This is a genomic window from Rhodanobacter sp. TND4EL1 (assembly GCF_054061035.1).
In genome coordinates this window covers 27,333-48,859 of sequence record NZ_JBSSDT010000004.1, presented here as the reverse complement: position 1 = coordinate 48,859, position 21,527 = coordinate 27,333, and the positions used below count along the sequence as shown (strand labels likewise).

At 65.8% G+C, this 21,527-nt stretch carries 19 protein-coding genes and 1 pseudogene; 10 read left to right on the top strand and 10 right to left on the bottom strand.

Going from position 1 to position 21,527, the window contains the following annotated elements:
- Positions 1–61 precede the first annotated feature (61 nt).
- On the bottom strand, positions 62–1,957 hold the full coding sequence (locus ACVWWQ_RS14020; protein WP_133951588.1) for an LTA synthase family protein: 1,896 nt from the start codon (positions 1,955–1,957) through the stop codon (positions 62–64).
- Between the two features lie 169 nt (positions 1,958–2,126).
- Between ACVWWQ_RS14020 and glnE the strand changes: the two genes are divergently transcribed.
- Positions 2,127–4,967: a bifunctional [glutamate--ammonia ligase]-adenylyl-L-tyrosine phosphorylase/[glutamate--ammonia-ligase] adenylyltransferase gene (gene glnE, locus ACVWWQ_RS14015; protein ID WP_133951586.1), complete on the top strand. Its 2,841-nt coding sequence runs from the start codon at positions 2,127–2,129 to the stop codon at positions 4,965–4,967.
- A gap of 30 nt (positions 4,968–4,997) precedes the next feature.
- Here glnE and ACVWWQ_RS14010 read toward each other — a convergent pair whose 3' ends face one another.
- Together ACVWWQ_RS14010 and ACVWWQ_RS14005 are read right to left on the bottom strand one after the other, a co-directional pair.
- Positions 4,998–5,594, bottom strand: coding sequence for a hypothetical protein (locus ACVWWQ_RS14010; RefSeq protein WP_133951584.1), 597 nt, complete (start codon positions 5,592–5,594; stop codon positions 4,998–5,000).
- A complete protein-coding gene (locus tag ACVWWQ_RS14005) occupies positions 5,591–6,634 on the bottom strand; it encodes a mitochondrial fission ELM1 family protein (RefSeq protein ID WP_133951582.1) in 1,044 nt (347 codons plus the stop codon). The genes ACVWWQ_RS14010 and ACVWWQ_RS14005 overlap by 4 nt, the downstream gene beginning before the upstream one ends.
- 135 nt (positions 6,635–6,769) lie before the next feature.
- On the opposite strand from ACVWWQ_RS14005, the gene ACVWWQ_RS14000 reads away from it, so the two are divergent.
- The 6 genes from ACVWWQ_RS14000 to ACVWWQ_RS13975 all read left to right on the top strand — a co-directional run bounded on the left by ACVWWQ_RS14000 (position 6,770) and on the right by ACVWWQ_RS13975 (position 11,709).
- Complete coding sequence (locus ACVWWQ_RS14000; RefSeq protein ID WP_133951580.1) at positions 6,770–7,363, top strand: malonic semialdehyde reductase; 594 nt, start codon at positions 6,770–6,772, stop codon at positions 7,361–7,363.
- Between the two features lie 30 nt (positions 7,364–7,393).
- Positions 7,394–7,978 (top strand): YceI family protein, encoded by a 585-nt coding sequence (locus ACVWWQ_RS13995; RefSeq protein ID WP_133951578.1) that lies wholly within the window; start codon positions 7,394–7,396, stop codon positions 7,976–7,978.
- Between the two features lie 168 nt (positions 7,979–8,146).
- The gene (locus ACVWWQ_RS13990) at positions 8,147–8,356 is read left to right on the top strand and encodes a zinc-finger domain-containing protein (protein WP_099654330.1); all 210 of its coding nucleotides are present in this window, start codon (positions 8,147–8,149) and stop codon (positions 8,354–8,356) included.
- Positions 8,357–8,434: 78 nt separating this feature from the next.
- The gene (locus tag ACVWWQ_RS13985; protein WP_133951576.1) at positions 8,435–9,562 is read left to right on the top strand and encodes a glycosyltransferase; all 1,128 of its coding nucleotides are present in this window, start codon (positions 8,435–8,437) and stop codon (positions 9,560–9,562) included.
- Between the two features lie 79 nt (positions 9,563–9,641).
- Positions 9,642–10,946, top strand: a complete 1,305-nt coding sequence (locus tag ACVWWQ_RS13980; RefSeq protein WP_133951574.1) for an O-antigen ligase family protein — start codon at positions 9,642–9,644, stop codon at positions 10,944–10,946.
- On the top strand, positions 10,936–11,709 hold the full coding sequence (locus tag ACVWWQ_RS13975) for a glycosyltransferase family 2 protein (protein ID WP_133951572.1): 774 nt from the start codon (positions 10,936–10,938) through the stop codon (positions 11,707–11,709). Before ACVWWQ_RS13980 ends, ACVWWQ_RS13975 begins: the two co-directional genes overlap by 11 nt.
- Positions 11,710–11,721: 12 nt before the next feature.
- Here the strand turns inward: ACVWWQ_RS13975 and ACVWWQ_RS13970 are convergent, their stop codons facing one another.
- Together ACVWWQ_RS13970 and lpxL are read right to left on the bottom strand one after the other, a co-directional pair.
- Positions 11,722–12,633 carry a DUF535 family protein gene (locus ACVWWQ_RS13970; protein ID WP_133951570.1) on the bottom strand — a complete coding sequence of 304 codons (912 nt, stop codon included), beginning with the start codon at positions 12,631–12,633 and terminating at the stop codon, positions 11,722–11,724.
- Between the two features lie 65 nt (positions 12,634–12,698).
- Entirely contained in the window at positions 12,699–13,616 is a 918-nt protein-coding gene (lpxL, locus tag ACVWWQ_RS13965; RefSeq protein WP_133951568.1) for an LpxL/LpxP family Kdo(2)-lipid IV(A) lauroyl/palmitoleoyl acyltransferase, read from the bottom strand.
- A 100-nt stretch (positions 13,617–13,716) separates the two neighbouring features.
- Between lpxL and waaA the strand changes: the two genes are divergently transcribed.
- Positions 13,717–14,982: a lipid IV(A) 3-deoxy-D-manno-octulosonic acid transferase gene (waaA, locus tag ACVWWQ_RS13960; protein ID WP_099654550.1), complete on the top strand. Its 1,266-nt coding sequence runs from the start codon at positions 13,717–13,719 to the stop codon at positions 14,980–14,982.
- A gap of 66 nt (positions 14,983–15,048) precedes the next feature.
- Here the strand turns inward: waaA and ACVWWQ_RS13955 are convergent, their stop codons facing one another.
- Both ACVWWQ_RS13955 and ACVWWQ_RS13950 read right to left on the bottom strand, forming a co-directional pair.
- A complete protein-coding gene (locus ACVWWQ_RS13955; protein ID WP_133951566.1) occupies positions 15,049–16,350 on the bottom strand; it encodes a TolC family outer membrane protein in 1,302 nt (433 codons plus the stop codon).
- Between the two features lie 37 nt (positions 16,351–16,387).
- Positions 16,388–17,047 (bottom strand): protein-L-isoaspartate O-methyltransferase family protein, encoded by a 660-nt coding sequence (locus tag ACVWWQ_RS13950; protein WP_099654325.1) that lies wholly within the window; start codon positions 17,045–17,047, stop codon positions 16,388–16,390.
- 263 nt (positions 17,048–17,310) lie between these two features.
- Here ACVWWQ_RS13950 and ACVWWQ_RS13945 point away from each other — a divergent pair, with 263 nt between their 5' ends.
- Positions 17,311–17,976 (top strand): TetR/AcrR family transcriptional regulator, encoded by a 666-nt coding sequence (locus ACVWWQ_RS13945; protein WP_099654324.1) that lies wholly within the window; start codon positions 17,311–17,313, stop codon positions 17,974–17,976.
- A 90-nt stretch (positions 17,977–18,066) separates the two neighbouring features.
- The gene (locus ACVWWQ_RS13940) at positions 18,067–18,672 is read left to right on the top strand and encodes a ferritin-like domain-containing protein (protein ID WP_099654323.1); all 606 of its coding nucleotides are present in this window, start codon (positions 18,067–18,069) and stop codon (positions 18,670–18,672) included.
- A 54-nt stretch (positions 18,673–18,726) separates the two neighbouring features.
- On the opposite strand, the gene ACVWWQ_RS13935 is transcribed toward ACVWWQ_RS13940, so the two are convergent.
- The 3 genes and pseudogenes from ACVWWQ_RS13935 to ACVWWQ_RS13925 form a co-directional block, all read right to left on the bottom strand.
- On the bottom strand, positions 18,727–19,743 hold the full coding sequence (locus ACVWWQ_RS13935) for a zinc-binding alcohol dehydrogenase family protein (protein WP_133951564.1): 1,017 nt from the start codon (positions 19,741–19,743) through the stop codon (positions 18,727–18,729).
- A gap of 103 nt (positions 19,744–19,846) precedes the next feature.
- Positions 19,847–20,242, bottom strand: a pseudogene (locus ACVWWQ_RS13930) (aldo/keto reductase); the annotation flags it as partial.
- A gap of 19 nt (positions 20,243–20,261) precedes the next feature.
- Complete coding sequence (locus ACVWWQ_RS13925; RefSeq protein ID WP_457383458.1) at positions 20,262–21,509, bottom strand: MFS transporter; 1,248 nt, start codon at positions 21,507–21,509, stop codon at positions 20,262–20,264.
- Between the last annotated feature and the right edge of the window lie 18 nt (positions 21,510–21,527).

The window sequence follows — 21,527 nt, the reverse complement described above, 5'->3', positions numbered from 1 at the left end:
TTATGCGGCATGGCCATCCCGATGTGAAGTGCGGCTGCCACCCGGAACCGAGCCTCTCGGTTTAGTGCGTCGCGCTGCCGGTCGTGGCGGCGCTGGATGCCTGCGGCGGCGCCTTGTCGTCGCGCTCGGCAGCGGCGGCCAGTGGCGCCGGCCACAGCTTGTCCAGCTTGCCGTTCATGCGCAGCTGATCGATGCCGGCCATGGATTTGTCCAGCTGCTGTTGCTGAGCGCCTTCGGGCATCGGCGGTGCGCCGGGGGCTTCGGTGAGTGCGGCCAGCTGCGGTCCGACCAGTTCGGTCAGCGCGAAATAGGGATCATCGTGGATGCCGATGTGCGCCAGCAGTTTGCCCGGCAGCAACCATGACGCGGTGTCCACGTGGCCGGGTTTGGCCGGCTGTTTCGGATCCACCATCAGCCACACCCCAGCCTGGCTCAGCATGTCGCCGCCGTCGACAAAGCCGGCGGTCTGATAGCTGTTGCTCAGTGCGGGCAGGTGATCGCCGTAGAACACCACCACGCTGGGCCGCTGGCGTTGTGCCAGCAGCTTGACCAGTCGGCCCAGCTCGGCGTCGGCGTGCTGCAGGTGATACAGATAGGTCTGCAGCTCCAGCTTGTCGCGCCCGCTGATGCCGTCCGGCACCGGGATTGCGTCACGCTCGGCGACATGGGTGGGTTCGACATCGTACGGACCATGCGCCTCGATGCTGATCGCGAAGACGAACTGGGGCGGTCCCTGATCCTTCAGCTGGGTCATGATCTCGTCGGTCATCGCGCTGTCGGCCATGTACTTCCCGTCGTTGACGGCGGTCGACGGAAACGCGGATTGCGAGACGAAGCGGTCGAAGCCGATCGCCTTGAAGGCCGTGGTGCGGTTCCAGAACGCCGGGTCGTTGCCGTGCAACGCGAGCGTGGTGTACCCATGCCGGCTCAGGGTGCGAACCAGGCCGGGCAGGGCCTTGTGGCTCATCTGCAGATACGGGAACTGCAGGTTGTCGAAATAGCGCAGCGACAGTCCGGTGAGAAATTCGAACTCGGTGCGGATAGTGCCGCCGCCAAACGTCGGCACGTGCAGTTTGCCGGTGACGCCATGGGCGGCCAGCCGGCGCAGGTTCGGCGCGAAGTTGCTGTGCTCGTAGCCGCGCACGATGGTCGGGTCGAAGAACGACTCGCTCTGCACCACCACGATATCGGGCAGGTCGGCGGCCGGCGTCGATTGCATGGACTGCAGCAGGGCCGGCGAGGATTCCTCGATCAACCGGACCGCCGCGGTCTGGTCAGGCTTGCGCGCGCCCTTGCCGTATTGCAGGTGGAACATCATCAACGAGCTGATCAGGCCCGAATGGGTGGTGGTGGAGATGGCCGACCACGGTTCCAGCCACAAGGTCCTGGCGTTGTAGACCTTCGTCCACGCGGTCATCCCGGCCAGCATCGAGATCAGTGCCAGCGCGGCCACGCCGCCGCCGAACACGCGCGGCAGGCGCGGGCGACGTTCGAACAGCGGCGGTTCCAGTCGCCACGCCACCACGATCAGCGCCACCGCGGCCAGCAGGCCGAGGTAGGGCCATGGGCTGTGGGGAAGGTAGCCGGACAACAAATGCATGCCGCCCTTGTGCAACTGGCCCACGATGCGGAAATCATCCGGCAGCAGCGGCGTGCCGAGGTTGGCCACCTTGAGCATGTTCACCGCGTAAAGCAGGCCCTGCAACAGGAAGGCCAGCGCGAACGACAGCACCGCGCGACGGCTGATCGCCAGCAGCACGAAGGCCAGCAGCAGGCCCGGCCATGCATTGGCGAGCGGAAAGCGCGGCTGATCGAAGATGCGCAGCGGGGTGACCCCGACGCCGCCATCGACCCAGCCGGTCAGCAACACGAAGGCCAGCGCCAGCACCAGCAACAGCGCCATCCGGCAAAGGATGACCCGGCGGCGGGAAAGGGGCGGGGAAGCGAGTGGCGGCATGGCAGTCCTGCGATTGCTGTCATGGTCTGGACGCGACAATGTAATGGCATCCAGATGAACAAGGAGTAGGCGTAGCCGGCCAGTGTCCGGCTTGCACAAGCCGTGTTCAAGCGGCGCCTGTACGCCGCCCGGGTGCCGGCGGTCGCCCGCCATGCGGCACAATGCCGGCATGACGCATCCAGCAAGCCCCGCCCTGCGCGCCCTGATCGATGACCGCTACGGCGAATTGACCACCCGTTGCCGCGCGGCCGGCGTGCCCCTGCACGACGACGCCGGTGTGGCCGAACGCATCCGCCGAACGTTGCTGGCCAGCGACTTCGCCTTCGATACCTGGTGCCGCCAGCCACAGTTGCTGGCGCCCGCCGGGCTGGAGCGGCTGCGTTCGGGCAGCGATGCCAGCGCCCGTGTCGATGCGCTGAAGCTGCCCGCGGACGAGGCCGCCTGCATGGAGGCGCTGCGCCGCTTCCGCCACGCCGAGGCGTTGCGACTGGTATTCCGCGATGCGAACGGACTGGACGAGCTGCCGGAAACCCTGTCCGCCACCAGCGTGCTTTACGAGGTGCTGCTGGAACAGGCGCTGGCCTGGTCCGAGCGAATGCTGGCCGAACGCTACGGCTACAGCCGCGATGCCGACGGCCAGTTGCAACGCCTGCTGGTGATCGGCTTTGGCAAGCTGGGCGGGTCGGAACTCAATTTTTCCTCGGACATCGACCTGGTTTTCGCCTATCCGCATGGCGGCCAGACCGATGGCGCGCGACCGCTCGACAACAGCGAATACTTCGTGCGGCTCGGGCGCCAGCTGGTGCGGTTGCTCAACGAACCCACCATGGACGGCATCTGTGCCCGCGTCGACATGCGCCTGCGACCGTTCGGCAATGCCGGCCGGCTGGCGTTGTCGTTCGCCGCGATGGAGCAGTACTACCAGAGCGAGGGTCGCGACTGGGAGCGCTACGCGTGGATCAAGGCACGCCCGGTCGCCGGTGACCGGGTGGCCGGCAGGCAATTGCAGGAGCTGCTGCGTCCGTTCGTCTATCGCAAGTACCTCGATTACACCGCGTTCGCCGGCCTGCGCGAAATGAAGGCGTTGATCGACGCGGAGGTGGCACGCAAGGACCTCGCCGACAACCTGAAACTGGGCCCCGGCGGCATCCGCGAAATCGAATTCATCGTGCAGCTTACCCAGCTGATTCGTGCCGGTCGCGAGCCCTCGATGAGGGTGCGCGGATTGCTGCCGGCGCTGACCGCCTGTGAGGCTCGGGGTCACATTCCCGCAGCGCGCGCGCACGCATTGCGCCAGGCGTACGTGTTGCTGCGGCGGGTCGAGAACCGCGTGCAGATGCTGCGCGATGCGCAGACCCATGACATTCCCGCTGACGAACTCAGCCGCGAACGCCTGGCGTTGAGCCTGGATCATCCCGACTGGGAAAGCCTGCAGGCGGCGCTGACAACACAACGCGCCATCGTCAGCGAGGAGTTCGCCGCGGTGCTGATGCCGCAAGGCGGACGTTCTGCCAGCGTGCCGGTCGCGGACAAGCAACTGTGGCAACACGCCTGCGATGAGTCGCTGGACGCGATGCTGCTGGAAAGCTCCGGCTTCGCTCCGGGGGCCGAGTTGGCCGATGCCTTGCTCAAGTTGCCGCAGGCCGCTTCGGTGCGCGCGATGTCGCCGCGCTCGCGCGAGCGCCTTGATCGCCTGATGCCGCAGTTGTTCGAGGCGTCGCGCGCCAGTGCGTCGCCGGTGGCCAGTCTGCTGCGGCTGATCCGGTTGATGCAGGCGGTGGCGCGGCGTTCGTCGTATCTGGCCCTGCTGGAGGAACAACCCGCGGCGCGACGCCGACTGGTGCGGCTGTTCGCCGACAGCGCGTTCCTCGCCGAACGCGTCATCGCCCAGCCGTTGCTGCTGGACGACGTGCTGGATCCGCGCATCGACCAACTGCCGTTCAAGCGTGCCGACATCACCGCCGAGATCGCCCGCGTCCTGACCACGCTGGAAGAGCGCGAAGCCGAGGCGGAGCTGGAGCGGATCAACGAATTCAAGGCCTCGACGGCCTTTCGGCTGGGTCTCGCATTCAACGACGGGCGCGCCGATGCGGTTGCCACGGCGCGCCGGCTGGCCGCGCTGGCCGAGTCGGTGGTGGGCGCCGTATTGACCCTGGCCGAGCGCGAACTGGTCGCGCAGCATGGTCGCCTGCCGGGTCAGGGTTCGGGCTTCTCCGTGCTGGGTTACGGCAGCCTCGGCGGCGAGGAACTGGGTTTCGCCTCGGACCTGGATCTGGTCTTCGTCTATGACGGCAGCCGCGCGCAGGCTATGAGCGACGGCAAACGCCCGATCGAAGGTTCGCGCTGGTACCAGCGCCTCGCCCAGCGCGCGATGAACTGGCTGACCGTGCTGACCCGTGGCGGACGCCTGTACGAAGTCGACACGCGGTTGCGCCCGGACGGTTCCAAGGGTTTGCTGGTTGGCAGCCTCGACGCGTTCGTGGCCTATCAGCAGAGCCGCGCCTGGACGTGGGAGCATCAGGCCTTGTTGCGTGCGCGGCCGGTGGCCGGCGATGCAGCCTTGAACGCCAGGCTTGCCGTGGTGCGACGGGACGTTCTGGGCGTGCCGCGCCCGCCGGCGACCGTGCTGGTGGATGTGGGCAACATGCGTCGTCGCTGGCGTGCCGAGCGCGATCGCTCGGACGAGCGCCAGATCGACCTCAAGCAAGGTCACGGTGGTCTGCTGGACATTGAATTCGCCCTGCAGGGGCTGGTGCTGGCCCATGCGGCGCAGCAGCCGGCGCTGCTGGGCGTCACCGCCAATGCCGGCCTGATCGAAGCCTGTCGCCTGGCCGGACTGCTCGACAACCAGCAGGCGGCGATTCTCCGCGTGGGCCACGCCGACCTGCTGCAACGCGCACTGGCCTGCACCCTCGATCTGCGCTCGCGCACGGCGCCGCGCAACGCGGAACTGGAGGCATTGTGCGGCAGCGTGCGCGAGGTGACGAATGCGCTGGGATTCGCGTTCTGACCGTACCTGATGCCGCAAACAGGCCGTCTGCTAGTGACGCCCGTTTGGCTGTCCGGGTGCCAGGAGGCGCTGGAGGCGGTGGAATCGCAGCACTTTGACATAGCCGGTGGGGATGGCCACGTAAGCGATCCAAGCGCTCAGCAAGGTGCCGGTGGTCAGGAAGCTGCCGCCACAGAACAGCCCCATCCGGCCGTGACTCATCGCGTCGACAAAGCGCCCGCGTCCCACTGCCGCTGGCGACATGAACTCCACATCCAGATTGAACAGCATGTAGATCGACCACGGCGTGGCAAGGTAACCGAACAACACGAAACCGATGACCAGCATCAGGATCGAGCCTTCCTTGTCGCGCGCCGCCATCTTGTCCAGCCTGATCGGCGCCGCGATCGAAAACGCGATCAGCGCCGGCGGCGCCAGCAGCAGCATCCAGGCCCAGTACAGGCGCACGCGCTCCGGTTCGGCGGACGCGGCGGCAAATGAGCGGGACAGATGCGTGTCGAACGGAATCCAGCTCTGCGCCACGATCGATGCGGGCAGCAGCACCGCCAGCACGAAGCTGGTCGCCACGTAGGCTGCGAGCACGGCCCAGGCGCCGGCCCAGCCCTTGGGGTGGGCCACGAGAGTCACCTCGCATCCTTTCGATGCGGGGGCGCGGCAAGGTCCGACGCTGATTCAGCAGTCGTGCCGTACAAGTCGGCGTGCCGCTGGGCGATCCGCGTGCGCAGGGCGTCGGCGATGGCTGCCGTTTCGCGCAGCGGCAACGCCTGCGTGAGCGAAGCGGGAGCATCCAGATCCTGCAAATGGCCGGCTTCGCGCAGCGCGCGATGGAAGCGCTCGATCTTCGCCGGCAGCGGAGCATTGACGAACGTCTGCACCGGACAGCCGACCGCGCACGCTTCGCTGAGCATGTTCACCGAGTCGGGCGTGACAACGAGGCGGTCGGCCCAGCCCAGCACGCCGGGGTAGGGATTGCTGCCGTCGTCCGGTCCGCTCCAGACCAGCCCTGGTATCTCGCACAGGGCGGCCCGAAAGATCCCGGCCAGTGCCGGTGGCGTGCGTCGCGAGGCCAGCACCAGCAGGCTGCCGCCTTCCTGGCGTTGGCGTTCGAGCAGACGCGAGACCAGTTGTCTGGCATACATCGCGTCCAGCGTGATGCCCTTGCGCGGGCCACCCAGCAGAACGCCGACGCGCGGTCGCGGCAGGTCGGCGAAGCTGGGGCAGGATTCGCGGCCATCGGCCAGCCAGTCGTCGTCGATCGCGTTCAGCGACCCCAGCGGTTGCAGCACGTTGGGGCCATCCACGCCATCGTGCCGCGGCGCAATCACGGTGTCCCAGCAGCTTGGATCGATGCGTGGATCCAGGATCTGGACGGTGTAGCAGTGGCTGTCGGAAAGGTCGCGCAGCATGCGCGTGAACAGGGCTGCCGCACGACCGCAGCCGATTGCCACGGTCGGCCACGGCGGCGCAAACAGCGTGCGCTGACTCGCGGGCAATGCGAGCCGCCCACCCAGTGTCAAATTCGGCGCCAGCCACGACCAGGGGGCGCGTGGCTGCAGGACCAGGTGGCGAACGGGCAGGTGCAGGGACTCGGCCAGCGCCAGCGCCTGACGCTGGTTGCCGGCGGCTGCGTCGGTGATCACCCAGCATTCGCCATGCAGTCTCAGCATCGGCGCAGGCGTCCCGTCACTGTTTCTCGAATGAGCACTCTACGTTCTTCCGTTGGGTGGACTGTTCGCGTGCGACCGCCTATACACTGGCAGGATAGCGTCACTCCGGGCGCGTCTTTAGAACAGAGGATACCGATGAGCGAGTTGCTTTCCGAGGCCAGCCTTGACCAATTGTTCCGTGATGCGCGCACCTTCAATGCCTGGTTGCCGAAGGATGTGAGCGACGAGCAGCTGCAGCAGCTTTATGCGCTGGCCAAGTTCGGTCCGACCAGTGCGAACGCCTCGCCGATGCGAGTGGTGTTCGTGAAGTCGAAGGAGGCCAAGGCGAAACTGGAGCCGTTCCTGTCCGACGGCAATCGCGCGAAAACGATGGAAGCGCCGGTCACGGCCATCATCGCCACCGATCACGAGTTCTTCGAACAGCTGCCGAAGCTGTTTCCGCACGCCGACGCACGCAGCTGGTTTGTCGGCAACCAGCCGCTGATCGACACCACGGCTTTCCGCAACGCCACCTTGCAAGGCGCCTATCTGCTGCTGGCCGCCCGCGCCGTGGGTCTGGATTGCGGTCCGATGTCCGGCTTCGACAATGCCGGCGTGGACGAGGCGTTCTTTGCCGGCACCGCGATCAAGTCCAATTTCCTGATCAGCATGGGTTACGGCGATGCCAGTCGAAATCTGTTTCCGCGCAGCCCGCGCCTGGCGTTCGACGAAGCCTGCACGATCGCCTGATTCCCGCACAACCATCCCCAGGAACTTCTCATGCGCGCACTGAAATATCTCGCTTTCGCCGGCCTGCTTGGCGCAGCCATCTCGGTCCAGGCTGCTCCGGTGACCTACAAGCTCGACCCCAGCCACACCATGGTGTTGTTCAGCTGGAACCACTTCGGCTATTCCAATCCCACCGCCGACCTCGGCCTGGGCGAGGGCACCGTGGTATTCGACGAGCAGCATCCGGCCAATGCCAGGGTGGAAGTGACTTTGCCGCTGGCCAAACTGGACACCCACGTGGCGGCACTGGACGAGCACTTGAAGCAGCCCGACTTCCTCGATGCCGGCAAATACCCCGTGGTGACCTTCAAGAGCACGGCGGTGCAGCCGCTGGGCGGCAACAAGTTCAAGGTGACCGGCAACCTCACCGTCCACGGCGTCACCAAGCCGGTGGTGCTGGACGCGACCTTGAACAAGATCGGCCCGCACCCGATGAGCAAGGCGCAGTCGATCGGCTTTGACGCCACCACCAGCATCAAGCGTTCGGACTTCGGCGTGGGCGCTTACGTGCCGAACGTGAGCGACGAAATCGCCATCCGCATCACCACCGAAGGATCGGTGCCGAAGCAGAAGTAGGTTTCGTTCGATGAAAGAGCCGCGTCGGAAACGGCGCGGCTTTCTTGTGTCCGGGCTGCGGCGGCCTTTCGGCATCCCACGAGCCGTCGAAGACGCGGCGGCGGTACACCGGCCCGGGCGTGCGGCCTGTTACCATTTGCGGTCTGATGTCCGGTCTGGAGTTCACTGATGTCGTCCCCCCTATCCGCAACGGCACGCGTGGTGCCGGCAAATGCCGAAAATCGTTATGAAGTGACGCGCGCGGACCTGCCGCTGTCGTGTCCCATGCCGGGCATGGAACTGTGGAATTCCCATCCGAAGGTCTATCTGCCGATCGTCGACGATGGCGGCGAGTCAAGCTGCGCCTACTGTGGCGCTCTTTACGTCCTGCGGGACTGATCTTCAGGGGTCGTTGCAACCCCTTGCGGCACTGTTCTTGCTTGCCTTTTCAGAATGAAAGCCGCCAGTCCCGAGCTCATGTCCAGCATTGCCGTCCCTGCCAAGCTGCTGACTGTGGTCCAACTGATCCCTGCGCTCCACTCCGGTGGTGCAGAGCGGTCAGCGCTGGAGATCGCCCGGGCGTTGGTCCAGGCGGGCCACCGTTCGGTGGTGATCTCGGCCGGTGGCCGGTTGGTGGAGCGCCTGCAGGCCGAAGGCAGTGAGCACATCACGCTTGATATCGGGCGCAAGTCGCTGGTCACGTTGAGCCATCTGGGTGCCTTGCGCCGTGCGTTGCGGCAGATCAAGCCGGACATCGTGCACGCGCGTTCGCGCCTGCCCGCCTGGATGGGTTGGTGGGCGTTGAAGGGCGTCAAGCCGCGGCCCCATTTCGTCACCACGGTGCACGGCCTCAACTCGCCCGGGCGTTACAGCGGGATCCTGTTGCGCGGCGAACGCGTGGTGGCGGTATCGCAGACCATGCGCGATTACGTGCTCAGTCATTACCGCTGGCTGGAGCCGGGCAAGGTCAAGGTGATTCCGCGTGGCATCGACCCGCTGGCGTTTCCCTATGGACACCGCCCGGATGACGCCTGGCAGAAAGCATTTTTCGCCGAATTTCCCGCGCTGACCGGTGCGCCGCTGCTGACCCTGCCGGGTCGCGGCACCCGGCTGAAAGGCCATCACGATGCGATCGAACTGCTGGCGGACCTGAAGCGCCGCGGGATCGAGGCGCGGCTGCTGTTGCTGGGCGTGATCGAGCCCGGGCGCGAGGCCTATCTGGCCGAACTGCGCGAGCTGATCCGTTTGCGCGGGGTGACCTCGCAGGTGGTGCTGACGCCGCCACGCGACGATGTGCGCGACGTGTATGCCATTTCGGCGCTGGTGTTGCAGCTGTCCAACAAGCCGGAGTCGTTCGGTCGCACCGTGGTCGAGGCGCTGTCGCTGTGCCGGCCTGTGCTGGGCTATGCGCATGGTGGCGTGGGCGAGCTGCTGGCCGAGTTGTACCCGGCCGGGCGCGTGCCACCGGGGGATCGCGAGCGGCTGGTCGAGCGTGCCGCGGAGTTGCTGCGAGTGGCCCCGCCGATTCCGCTGCTGCAGAACTATCGTCTCAGCGACATGCAGCAGGCCACCCTGGCCTTGTACGACGAAGTCGCTTCGTCCTGAAGGCTCGTTGCAGGGGGGATTCCCCTCCGTCCGTTGCTTGCTCGCCTACAATGCGGGATCACCGTTACCCGGTCCATGCATGAATTCGTTCGGCACCTCACTCAAGGCGGCGTTGCGCTCGCCCCTGCTGCCATTCTGGCTGGTGGTCGCGCTGCTGCCGTTCGGACGCAGCGCAGAGTTGGGCACCCTGCTGTGCCTGCTCGGCGTGATCATGTTGTTCGCGCGCGATCCGCAGGCCTTGCAACAACATGCCGGGGCGCGCCTGCTGCTCTGGTTGCTCGCGGCCTACGTCGGCGCGGCACTTTTCTCCGCGGTGGACGCGATCAGGCCGGGCAAGAGCTGGAGCACGGTCGCGGCCTTGCTGCGTTACGCGCCGCTGGGCCTGTACGCGTGCTTCGCGATCCGCCGCGAACAGAAGCTGCAGGCGTTGTACGTGGCGGTGGCCTGGGTGCTGGCGCTGTGGTGCGCTGATGCCTGGGTCCAGGCGTTGACCGGATGGAGTCTGGGTGGTCCGGCCGAGGCCGAGCGGGTCTCGGGCATCTTCGGTGCGGACAACCTGAAGCTGGGACCCACCCTGGCGGTGTTGTCACCGTTTGCCCTGTGGGCGGCCCGGCGACGCTGGCGGCTGCCCGGCTTGCTGCTGGCGTTCGGCCTGATTCTCGGACCGGTGTTGCTGGCGGGCTCGCGCGCCGCATGGTTGTGTTACGGGCTGGTCGCGCTGGGCTTTGCCTGGCGCGAGGCGCGTTCACCGTTGCGTTTCGCGGGTTTCTGCGCGATCGCGGCGATCGTGCTGGCGCTGGCCGGTGGCTTGGCCTGGAAGACTTCGGCGCGCTTCCAGGAGCGGATGGATCGCACCTTGCTGGCGTTGCACGGCACCGACCAGTCGCTGGATACCGCGCTCAGCGGCCGGCTCGACATCTGGCATGCCAGCGTCGGCATGTTTGCCGCGCACCCGATCAATGGCGTGGGCGTGCGCGGCTTTCGCTATGCGTATCCGCACTACGCACCGGCCAACGATCACTTCGTGGTCTCCGCCGAGGCGTGTGGCGTCGGCGAGGGTGCCTGTCACGCCCATCAGCTGGTGCTTGAGGTGCTGACCGAAACCGGCACGCTTGGTCTGCTGTTGTGGTTGGCAGCGGTCGTCCTGGCATGGCGCGCATGGCGTCGGGTGGGCCCGCTGGCGCGGGAGCGCGCGTTTCCGGTGAGTCTGGCATTGGGTGTGATGCTGTTTCCCCTGAATACGCATCTGGCCTTCTATTCGGCCTGGTGGGGGCTGCTGTTCGCCTGGCTGCTCGGGCTGTGGTGCGCCAGTCTGTTTGTCGTCGGCAGCCCTGACGGCCTCTCCGAAGAAGCGCTTCCTCGGGAGAGCCACGATGGGGCGTGAGCCGCTGTCGGTGGTGGTGACCTGCTTCAACAGCGCGGCCACGCTCGATGCCTGTCTGCACGGGGTGAGCTGGGCAGAGGAAATCGTGGTGCTGGACTCCGGCTCCACCGATGCCAGCCTGGCCATCGCCGCGCACTACGGTGCGAACATCCACAGTCAGCCGTTTGCCGGTTACAGCGCGCAGAAGCAGGCGGCGATCAACCTGGCCAGCCATCGCTGGGTATTGCTGCTCGATTCGGACGAGTCGCTGGACGAAGCGGCGGCCACCTCGTTGCAACGCGCGCTGCTGGCGCCGGCATGCGCGGGTTACCAGCTGTGGCGGCGCGAGTGGCAATTCTGGCGCTGGCAATCGGGGCGCGCCCGGCTCAACCACTATGTCCGGCTGTTCGACCGGCAGCGTGCACGCATGAGTGGTCATGAGGTCCACGAAGAAGTGCAGGTGGACGGGCCGATCGGCGTGCTCGACGTGGTCATCGATCATCATGGCGAGCCCGACATCAGCGGACGCGTGGCCAAGGCCGATCGCTATTCCAGTCTGCAACTGGCTGACCTGACCAGGCGCCGGATCAGGTGGTTGCGCTTGCGCATGGTGGGCTATCCGACTGTGGCCTTCCTGCGTTACTACCTGTTGCGCGGGCATTGGCGTTCTGGCTGGGCCGGCTTCATTGCGGCCCGTATCCACGCCTTCTACGCGTTCCTGAAATACGCCAAGCTGTACGAGCAGCGGCGGTCGGGTTCAGCGGAGCCACGCGGCAGGCATTGAACCGGGCACGCTTCAGCTTGCCAGTGCCAGTTCGACGTGTTGATCCAGCGAGTTCAGCAGCAGGATGCAGGCGTCGCGCCGCAGCGCTTCGCGCTGGCGGAAAGCGCTGCGGTGTTTGCTCACCACCAGGGCCGCGTCGCGGACCGGCTCGCCGACGGGGAGTTCGTAGAATCCCTCGCGATCGAGCACGCCCTCGCATTCCAGCCAGAAGCTGTCGTAGTCGGCCTTGATCTTGTCAGCTTGCCCGGCGAACGGGTGTGCCGCATTGGCCACACCCCGCATGCGCTCGATGCCGTACCGCTGGGCGAACGCGCGAAGCAAGGACAACAACAGATTCTTCGGACGCAGTCCGTAACTCTGCCGGGTCAATTCGCGGACCGCTTCGCGGCCCAGTCCGGCTGCGGCCCCCTGCATGCAACCGAGCAGCAGTGTGCGGCCGCCATCGGCGATGCTGAAGATCATCGAGGAGAGCAGTTCACCCTGCGCGTCGGCCAGGCACAGGCACAGCTCGCCCTCCCGACCGCGTCCGGTGGGTCGGCGCAGTTCGATCTCCAGCGCACTGCCGTCTTTCAGGCGCAAGGTACCGAGCGGGTAGCGGCCGCCCAGATAGATCGCCTCGCAGATATCCGGCCGGAAGACCGCCGTGACGCTGCGGTAGTGATCGGCAATGACCGCATAGCGCCGGACCTGCCCCATGTGCCGGTTGATGTAGTGATGCTGTGCGCGCTCGAGCAGCCGCGGATCATGCGCCAGCATCGCCGACATCAGGGGGCTGCCATAGATGAAGTTCAGCCAAGCCGCATGCAGCCTGGCGCTGCGCGCGCTGCGCAGCGCGTATTTGATGGCCGCGCCGGCCTGCTGCAACGCATTGCCGCGCCCATCGCGGCGATCGCGCAAGGAGCGCCAGAAAAGTTGAGCTGACATGTCGTCGGGGAGGGGAGTGGGGCGCACATTTTCGCGTCCCTGCCTTTTGCGAAGCTTTCGGCGATTCAGTAGATCGACGGCGCACCTGCAGGACGGGTCTTGAAACGCTTGTGGACCCACAGGTACTGCTCGGGCGCCTCACGCACCATCTGCTCGATGCAGGCATTGACGCGAGCGGTGTCGGCTTCGGTGTCGGGGCCGGGAAAGCCTTCCAGCGGCGCACCCAGGCGCAACGCGTAGCCCCGGGTGCCGGGCAGGCGGCGGTGGAAGAACGGAATCACCACCGCGCCGGACATCCGCGCCAGGTGATGGGTGGCGGTGATGGTGGCGGCCGGTACGCCAAAGAAAGGTGCGAACACCGTGTCCTTGCTGCGCATGTCCTGATCGGGCGCGTACCAGAGCGTGCCGCCCTGGCGCAGGTATTTCACCGTGCCGCGGATGTCGTCCTTGTCAAACATGGCGTCGGCATAATCCAGCCGCGCGCGCAGCACCGCCCACTCGAACACGGTCGAGTCCATCCGGCGATACATGCCGGCAATGCTGATCTGCTGCGAAACCAGTCGCGCGCACAGTTCCAGGTGCGAGAAGTGGCCGCCGACCAGCAGCACGCCTTTGCCCCGGGCGCGCGCAGCCTCAAGATGTTCCAGTCCTTCGATGCGGGTGGGAATGGCGGCGATGCGGCGGTCGCTGCCCATCCAGCCCAGCGCGAACTCGACCAGCATCAGTCCGATATCGCGCAGGTTGGCGTCGACCAGACGCGCCTGGGCTGCGGCATCAAGCTCGGGAAAACACAGCGCGATGTTGGCCGCGGCGATGTGCTTGCGCTCCGACGGTATGCGCAGCACCAGGGCGCCGAGGCGGCGACCCAGCCATAGCAGCATCGGTTGCGGCAGTCGCGCGATCAGCCAGATCACGGCCACGCCCAGCCAGGCCGGCCAATGACGGGGCGCGAGCAGCGAGCGGGTGAACGGAGGACGGGGCATGCCGGGCATCGTGCGTATTGTAGTGGATCGCGCAGGACTGTCCCGGGTGGCCTGGCTCGCGCTCTCGTATACTGCCGCGTCAACACCATGAGCCTTGCCGTTGCGCTATCTGTACACACTCGCGATGTTTCTGGTCACGCCGCTGCTGATACTCCGGCTGCTGGCGCGTGGGGTGCGTTCCCGGCCGTACCACCAGCGTTGGGCCCAGCGATTCGGCTTCTTCGAGACACCGGGGTTCAGTGGCAGCCTGTGGGTGCACGCGGTATCGGTGGGTGAGGTGAATGCCGCGGAGCCATTGATCAAGGCGCTGCAGCGCGACTACCCCAACGCCCATGTCGTGGTCACCACCGTGACGCCGACCGGTACGGCGCGGGTACATCAGCTTTTTGGCGACAGCGTGTTCCAGGTCTACCTGCCGTATGACCTGCCGTATGCGGTCAGCCGATTCCTGAAAAAGATCCGGCCGCGGCTGGCGCTGATCGTCGAGACCGAGATCTGGCCGAACCTGTATTTTGCCTGCCGTCGGCGTGGCATTCCGTTGATGATCGTCAACGCGCGCCTGTCCGAGCGCTCCCTGCGTGGCTACAAGCCACTGCGTGGCTTGCTGCGCTCGGCGCTGCGTTGCGTGACCCTGATCGCCGCCCAGTCGCGCACTGATGCCGCGCGCTATCGACTGCTGGGCGCGGATCCGCAGCAGGTGCTGGTCACCGGCAACATGAAATTCGACATGCCGATTCCCGAGGGCGCGCTCGCGGCCGGCGCGGCGATGCGCGAGCACTGGGGCGCCCGCCGGCCCGTCTGGATGGCGGCAAGTACGCACGAAGGCGAGGAGCAGGCGGTGCTCGAGGCGCACCTGCAGGTATTGAAACGGTTGCCTGATGCACTGCTGCTGCTCGCGCCACGCCACCCCGAACGTTTCCGCCTGGTCGAGAACTCGGTGCGCAGTCTCGGTTTCGCGGTGGGCACCCGCAGTGTCGAGCAGGCACCGTCGTGTTCGCATCAGGTTTTCGTGATCGACGCGATGGGACAGTTGATGCCCTTCTTCGCCGGTTCCGACGTGGCCTTCGTGGGCGGCAGCCTGGTACCCATCGGCGGACACAACGTACTGGAACCGGCAGCGTTGTCGGTGCCGGTGCTGGTGGGGCCGCACACGTTCAATTTCGACGAGATCACCCGCATCCTGATCGAGCAGGGCGGCGCGATGCTGGTGCCCGATATGGCGCGACTGGGGCCGGATGTGCTGCGGCTGTTGCTGGACGCCGCCACGCGTGAACGCATGGGTCAGGACGCCAAGCGTGTGTTCGAGCGAGAGCGCGGAGCGGTTCAGCGCGTCATGCAACTCATCGACGGCACGTTGCAGGAGTGACGCGTCGGCTGGCCACAAAAGAAACGGCCGGGACAAGCCCGGCCGTTTCTCTGATGGTGGCGAGGTTTACTGCAGCAGTGCGTTGATCTGCTCGATGTCCTTCACATCCGCCGTTCCGGCGGTTTGCTTGAGCAGCAACTTGTTCAGGATGAACTGGTGGCGTGCCTGCGAATAAGTGCTCTCCGACGACGTCAGCGTCTGGATCGCCAGCAGCACGTTGGTCATCGTCTGGGTGCCGACCTCGAAACCGGCGCGGGTCGCCTCCAGCGCCTTGCGGCCGGAATCGACCGACGCTTTCGCGGACTCGACCTGGGCGATGCCGGCGATCACCGAGCGGTAGTAGTTGAGCGTGTTGCGGACGATCTGGCGGCGCTGCGCTTCCATCGCATCCACAGCGCCGTCGCGCTGGTAGATCGACTGACGCACGCGTGACTGGGTGGCGCCGCCGGAAAAGATCGGCACGTTGAGGGTCAGTCCGATCGTGGTCGAGGCGGGATCGCGATAGCGTGCCGTGGCATTGTCTTCCGACCAGCCTGCACCCTTGCCGTACGAGACGCCGGCGGTGATCGTGGGCAGGTGGGCGGCACGCGCGGCACTGATGTTGTGCTCCGCCGTCTCGACATTGGCTTTCTGGGCCAGCAGGTCGGGACTGGTTTGCAGCGCCTGCTTCACCCATGCGTCCTGGTCGGCGGGTGACGGCGGCAGCATCGGCAGGTCGTCGCGCAGCTTTTTCAGGTCACCGGTGGGCGTGCCGGTGATCTGGGCCAGTGCTTCGCGTGCATCGTTGAGCGTGTTCTGTGCCGTGATGGTCTGCGACTTGGCTGCTTCGTAATAGGCTTTTGCCTGGTACACGTCGGTGATGGCCGAAAGACCGACCTTGAAGCGCTGGTCGGACTGTTCGAACTGCTGCCGGAACGCGTCCTCGTTGGCCTTGGCGTAGGTAAGACCGTCTTCGCTGGTCAGCACGCCGAAGTAGGCGGAGACCACGCGCACGTAAAGATCCTGACCGGCCGAGGTATACAACTCGTCCTGCGCCTGCGAGGCCGAGTGGGCGGCCTTGAGATTGGCGTACTTGCTGAAGTCGAGCACGCTCTGGTTCAGAGTGCCGTTGATCGAGCGTGAACGGCTGTGGCCAACCTGATTGCCGCCGTTGGTCTGGTTCAGCGTCATGCTCGCATTGATCTGCGGCAGCAGCAGCGCGCGGGCCTGGTTGATCCCTTCGCCCGTGGCCAGCCGGCTGGCGTCAGCCTGCGACAGCACCGGGTCGTTGTTGCGTGCTTGACGGTAAGCATCCATCAGATCCTCGCCGTGGCTGGGCAGCGAGATGGCGGCCAGGGCCAGTGCAAGAGTGAGCAGCTTCAAACGCATGAGGGGTGCCTCGTGGGAATCGAATCGGGGACGAAGGTCAGAACACGAACCGCGGCGGCGGCTCGGCGTGGGTCAGATAGGGAAGATCGGTTTCGAACAGGCTTTCTTCGCGGTAGCGCCCGTTGTCCTCGTGCGTCAGCAGCGTGGCATGCTGGACCGGGGATTCACCGCGGACCACCAGCACACGACCACCCGGCTTGAGCCAGGTCAGCCAGCGTGGCGGAATGGCGTGCACCGCCCCGGTCACCACCAGCGCGTCGAACAAGCCATCGGGCTGCCATTCGTTGACAGCCTCGCCTGTGATCAAGGTCGCATTGGCAACGCCGGCGGTCCGCAGGCGTTGACCCGCTGCCGCCGTGAAGTCGGACTGGATATCGACGCTGGTGACCTGTGCGGCCAGGCCGGCTAGGCATGCCGTGAGGAAGCCCGAGCCGGTACCGATCTCCAGCACGTGATCCGTCGCCAGCAGTTCCAGCGCCTGCAGCACGCGCCCTTCCACCACCGGCTTCATCATCACTTCGCCGTGGCCCAGCGGCAGGCAAAGGTCGGCGAACGCGAGTTGCCGGTGCTCGGCGGCAACAAAGTCCTCGCGATGCACGCGGGCGATGACATCCAGCACGCGGGCGTCCAGCACTTCCCATGGGCGCACCTGGTTTTCCACCATGTTGATTCGCGCCTGCTCGATATTCATCGCCATCTGATCGTGTCCCGTTGCGGATCTGAAAAAGGTCAAAAAGGATAAGCGCTACCGTGCGCTCCCACAATGACGGGTCCGGCGGTGACAGCGTGCCGGTTGTGCGGCAGGCCACGAAGTGCCGGAAGTCATCGGAAGCGGGTGGCCGGTGTCACCAGGTCGGACGGCGTGGCCGGCGCGGTGGAACTGCGCCAGACCCCTTTCTGGAAAATAATTGAACCGGAGCGTATAATAAAGCCATCGATCCCGTTTGTGAAGGTGGAGGCATGAGCAGTCTTGCGCAGGTAAAACCTCAGGGTCCCGGTCGTCCCAAGGACATGGAAAAGCGTGCGGCCATTCTGGTCGCGGCGAAGGCGCTGTTTATCCGCAATGCCTTCGCCGGCACCAGCATGGATGCCATTGCTGCCGATGCCGGTGTATCCAAGTTGACCGTGTACAGCCATTTTGGCGACAAGGACAACCTGTTTCGCGAGGTGATCCGTTCGCGGATTGAGGACCTGCTGCCGGAGGACACCTACTCTTTCGATGCCGATGCCGACATCAGCGTCACCTTGCTGCGGGTGGCGCTCATCCATGCCCACCTCGATTGCAACGCCGAAACCGTCGGCACGTTCCGCGCCATCCTCAGCGACTGTCGCCAGGGCAATCCGCGTTACGGCAAGCTGATCTGGGAAGAGGGCGCCATCCGTACCCATGGTTTGATGGAACGTCTGCTGCAGCAGGCGGTTGACGTCGGTCAGCTGGATATCGACGACGTGCCACGTGCCAGCGCGCAGTTCCTCAGCCTGATCAAGGGCAACCTGATGATGCGGCAGATGTTCGGCTGCGCCGAGTGTCCGGACTCCTACGCTGCGGAAATCGAGGCCACTGCGCGTGCCGGTGTGCAGATGTTCCTGCGCGCCTATCTGCCTCGTGAGGCCACTGAGGTCTGACCAGGCGATCATCCCGCGGCGTTGACGCCACCGCCACATCAAATGACTAGACTGGCGCGATTGCAGCCAACGCCACGCAAGGGGTTACCCATGGCCACTCAGTCGAAGTCAAAACCGTTCCTTTCCGATATCAAGACCATTCGTGAGCGCGCGCGCGCGCACATGCAGCGCGGCGCGATCACGGACAGCTACACGCTGGATCGGGAGACGGTGCTCAAGCTTCTCAACGAGGCCCTGGCCACGGAGATCGTCTGCGTGCTGCGTTACAAGGCGCATCACTATCTCGCCTCCGGCATCAACGCCAAGAGCGTGGCTGCCGAGTTCCTCGAGCACGCCAATGAGGAGCAGGGTCACGCCGACCTGATCGCCGAGCGCATCACCCAGCTCGATGGCAAGCCCAACTTCTCGCCGGACGGCCTCTCCAGTCGCAGCCATGCCGAGTTCGTGGTGCCGGAAGAGCTGGCAGCGATGATCGAGGAAAACCTCGTCGCCGAGCGCATCGCCATCGACAGCTATCGCGAAATCATCAACTACGTCGGTGATCAGGACACCACCACCAAGCGCATGCTTGAGGGCATCCTGGCGATGGAAGAGGAGCACGCCGAGGACATGAAGACGCTGATGGAGGACTTCGGCAAGAAAGGTGAGCCGGCCAAGCCGGCCTCGCCCAGGAAAGACGGGGCAAAGCAGCGCTGATCCGGTGCAGGTTCGATGAAAGAAACAGGGTGGCCAAGGCCACCCTGTTTGGTTTTACCAGCCGGCGAGCACCAGCTTGCCGATCGAACTTCCCGATTCCAGCTGACGGTGCGCTTCGCGCAAGTTCACCACGTTGATCGGCGAAAGCGTGGCGGTACGCGTGCCGCGCAGTTCACCGGCGTCGATCAGCGCGGCCACGCGATCGAGGATGCGGCCCTGCTCGGCCTGGTCCGCGGTCTTGAAGCGCGCACGCGCGAACATCAGTTCCCAGTGGATGCCGATGCACTTGGCCTTGTACGGGTCACCGATCTTCAGTGCGCCGGTCGGCTCCACGATCAGTCCGACATGGCCTTGCGGGGCCAGCAACTGGCCGATCGCCTCCCAGTAGTGATCGGTGTCGGCGACGTTGAGCACCGCATCCACCTGCTCGAAACCCAGCGCCTGCAGCTGCGGCGCCAGTGCTTCGCGGTGGTTGATCACATGCTGCGCGCCCAGCGTGCGGCACCAGTCGATGGTCTCGTCGCGGGAAGCGGTGGCGATCACCGTGAAACCGGCGCGGCGCGCCAACTGGATCGCGATCGATCCGACCCCACCGGCGCCGCCGATGATCAGCAAGGACTTGCCCTCGCCGCCCTGCTCGCTGTCGAACGGCATGCGCTGGAACAGCAGCTCCCAAGCGGTGAGCACGGTGAGCGGCAGCGCCGCGGCGTCGGCCGGTTCGAGCGAGCGCGGCGCGTGACCCACCAGGCGCGCGTCAACCAGCTGGAACTCGGCGTTGCTGCCAGGGCGGGTGATGTCACCGGCGTAATACACGCGGTCACCAGGCTGGAAGCCGGTCACGGTGGCGCCAACCGACTCGACCGTGCCGGCCGCGTCGTAGCCGAGCACCTTGGGCGAGTCCTCCACCTGCGGTTTGGGCGAACGTATCTTGGTGTCCACCGGGTTTACCGAAACCGCCTCGACCCGCACCAGCAGGTCGTGCTGGCCGGGAATGGGTTGCGGCAGTTCGACATCGATCAGCGATTGCGGATCATCGATCGGCAGATAGCGGGTAAGGGCGACGGCTTTCATGCGGAAGACTCCGTGGGGACGTTGAACGGGACCGGCGGCGGGTTGCGCTCGGCGAACATGCCGTGCCAGCAGGGATAGTAAGGATAAGGCGGCATCAGTGCGCTGGCGGCATCGCGTCGAAGTGATGCAACTGCTGCAGGTCGATGTAATCGGTGCCGAGCCGCGCGCTCCACGCCGTTGATCAGGTGATGACGCGACGAGCCGGCATCGTTGATGCCGTTACCCGCGCGCAGGTTTGAGCTTGGTGGGAGATTGGCCTGTTCACGGCGTCCCTTCAGTGCGCCGCCGAGAATCGATTCGGATGCACCATCGGATAGACGTCCGCCGTATCGAACAGGTTGCCGCCAGCGTCGAGGCAGATGTCGATCAGCCGTTTGGCTTCGGCGATATCGATGTTGCCCCAGGCGCTGAACAAGGGAACCTTGTTGCCGAACGTGCCGGCGCCGAAACCGGGCGGCGACACCTTGAAGCCGGAGTGGCCGAGATTGCGATGGTCCATGAAAGCCGTCCTTTGAAGGTCAGAGAATCGTTTCGGCACGGGCGATGATCGGCGCGGGCCCGTGCCGCCTGGCAGCCAGCCGCACGCTGCCCAGTGCCACGCCCAGGCCGAGCAACGGCAGCAGCGCCGCCACCCAGGGCACGGCACCCAGGCCCGGTCCGTGGCCGATCACCGCGCCGCCCAGCCACGCGCCGATCGCGTTGCCGAGGTTGAATGCGGCGATGTTGAAGCTGGATGCCAGCACGCCACCGCCGGTGGCTTTCTGCAGCACGTGCAGTTGCAGCGGTGCCACGGTGGCGAACGCGACGATGCCGAACACGGTGGCAAAGGCGATCATCGCCGGCTTGCTGTGCAGTGCGAACGTCATCGCGCCCAGCACGATCGCCAGCGCGGCCAGCGAGCCCAGCAGCGTCGCCACCAGCCGCTTGTCGGCCAGGCGGCCGCCGAGCAGGTTGCCGATCACCATGCCGGCGCCGAACAGCAGCAGGATCGGCGACACCGCAGCGTCGGCGAAGCCGGTGACGCGGGTAAGGATCGGCTGGATATAAGTGAATACCGCAAACACGCCGGCGAAGCCGAGTACGGTGATCAACAGGCCGAGCAGCACCTGCGGATGCGCGATGCCTTTCAGTTCCTCGGCGAACTTCATCGGCCTGTGGTTACCGCGGTCAGCCGGCACCAGCGTGGCGATGATCACCGTGGCCAGCACGCCGATCGCGGTCACTGCCCAGAACGTGGCGCGCCAGCCGAAATGCAGGCCCAGCCACGCGCCGGCCGGCACGCCGAGCAGGGTGGCCACGGTCAGCCCGGTGAACATGATCGAGATCGCCGAAGCCTTGCGATCCTCGGCCACCAACCCGGTCGCCACCACCGCGCCGACGCCGAAGAAGGTGCCGTGGGCGAGCGAGGTGAGTACCCGCGCAACCATCAGCACGGCGTAACTCGGTGCCAGCGCGCTGGCCAGATTGCCAAGGGTGAAGATGACCATCAGCGCGATCAGCGCGGTCTTGTGCGGCAGCCGGCTGGTCGCCGCGGTGAGCAGTGGCGCGCCGACGAATACACCCAGCGCGTAGCCGGAAATCAGCAGGCCGGCCGCGGCGATGCTCACATGCAAATCGGCGGAAACCTGCAGCAGCAGGCCCATGATCACGAACTCGGTGGTGCCGATGCCGAAGGCGCCGGCGGTCAGGGCATACAGCGCGAGCGGGGTGCGCGGCCGCGTGGAAGGGGAATGCATAGATGAGGAGCCTGAAGAGAGTCCGCCCAGAATAGGGATTGGGCTTTT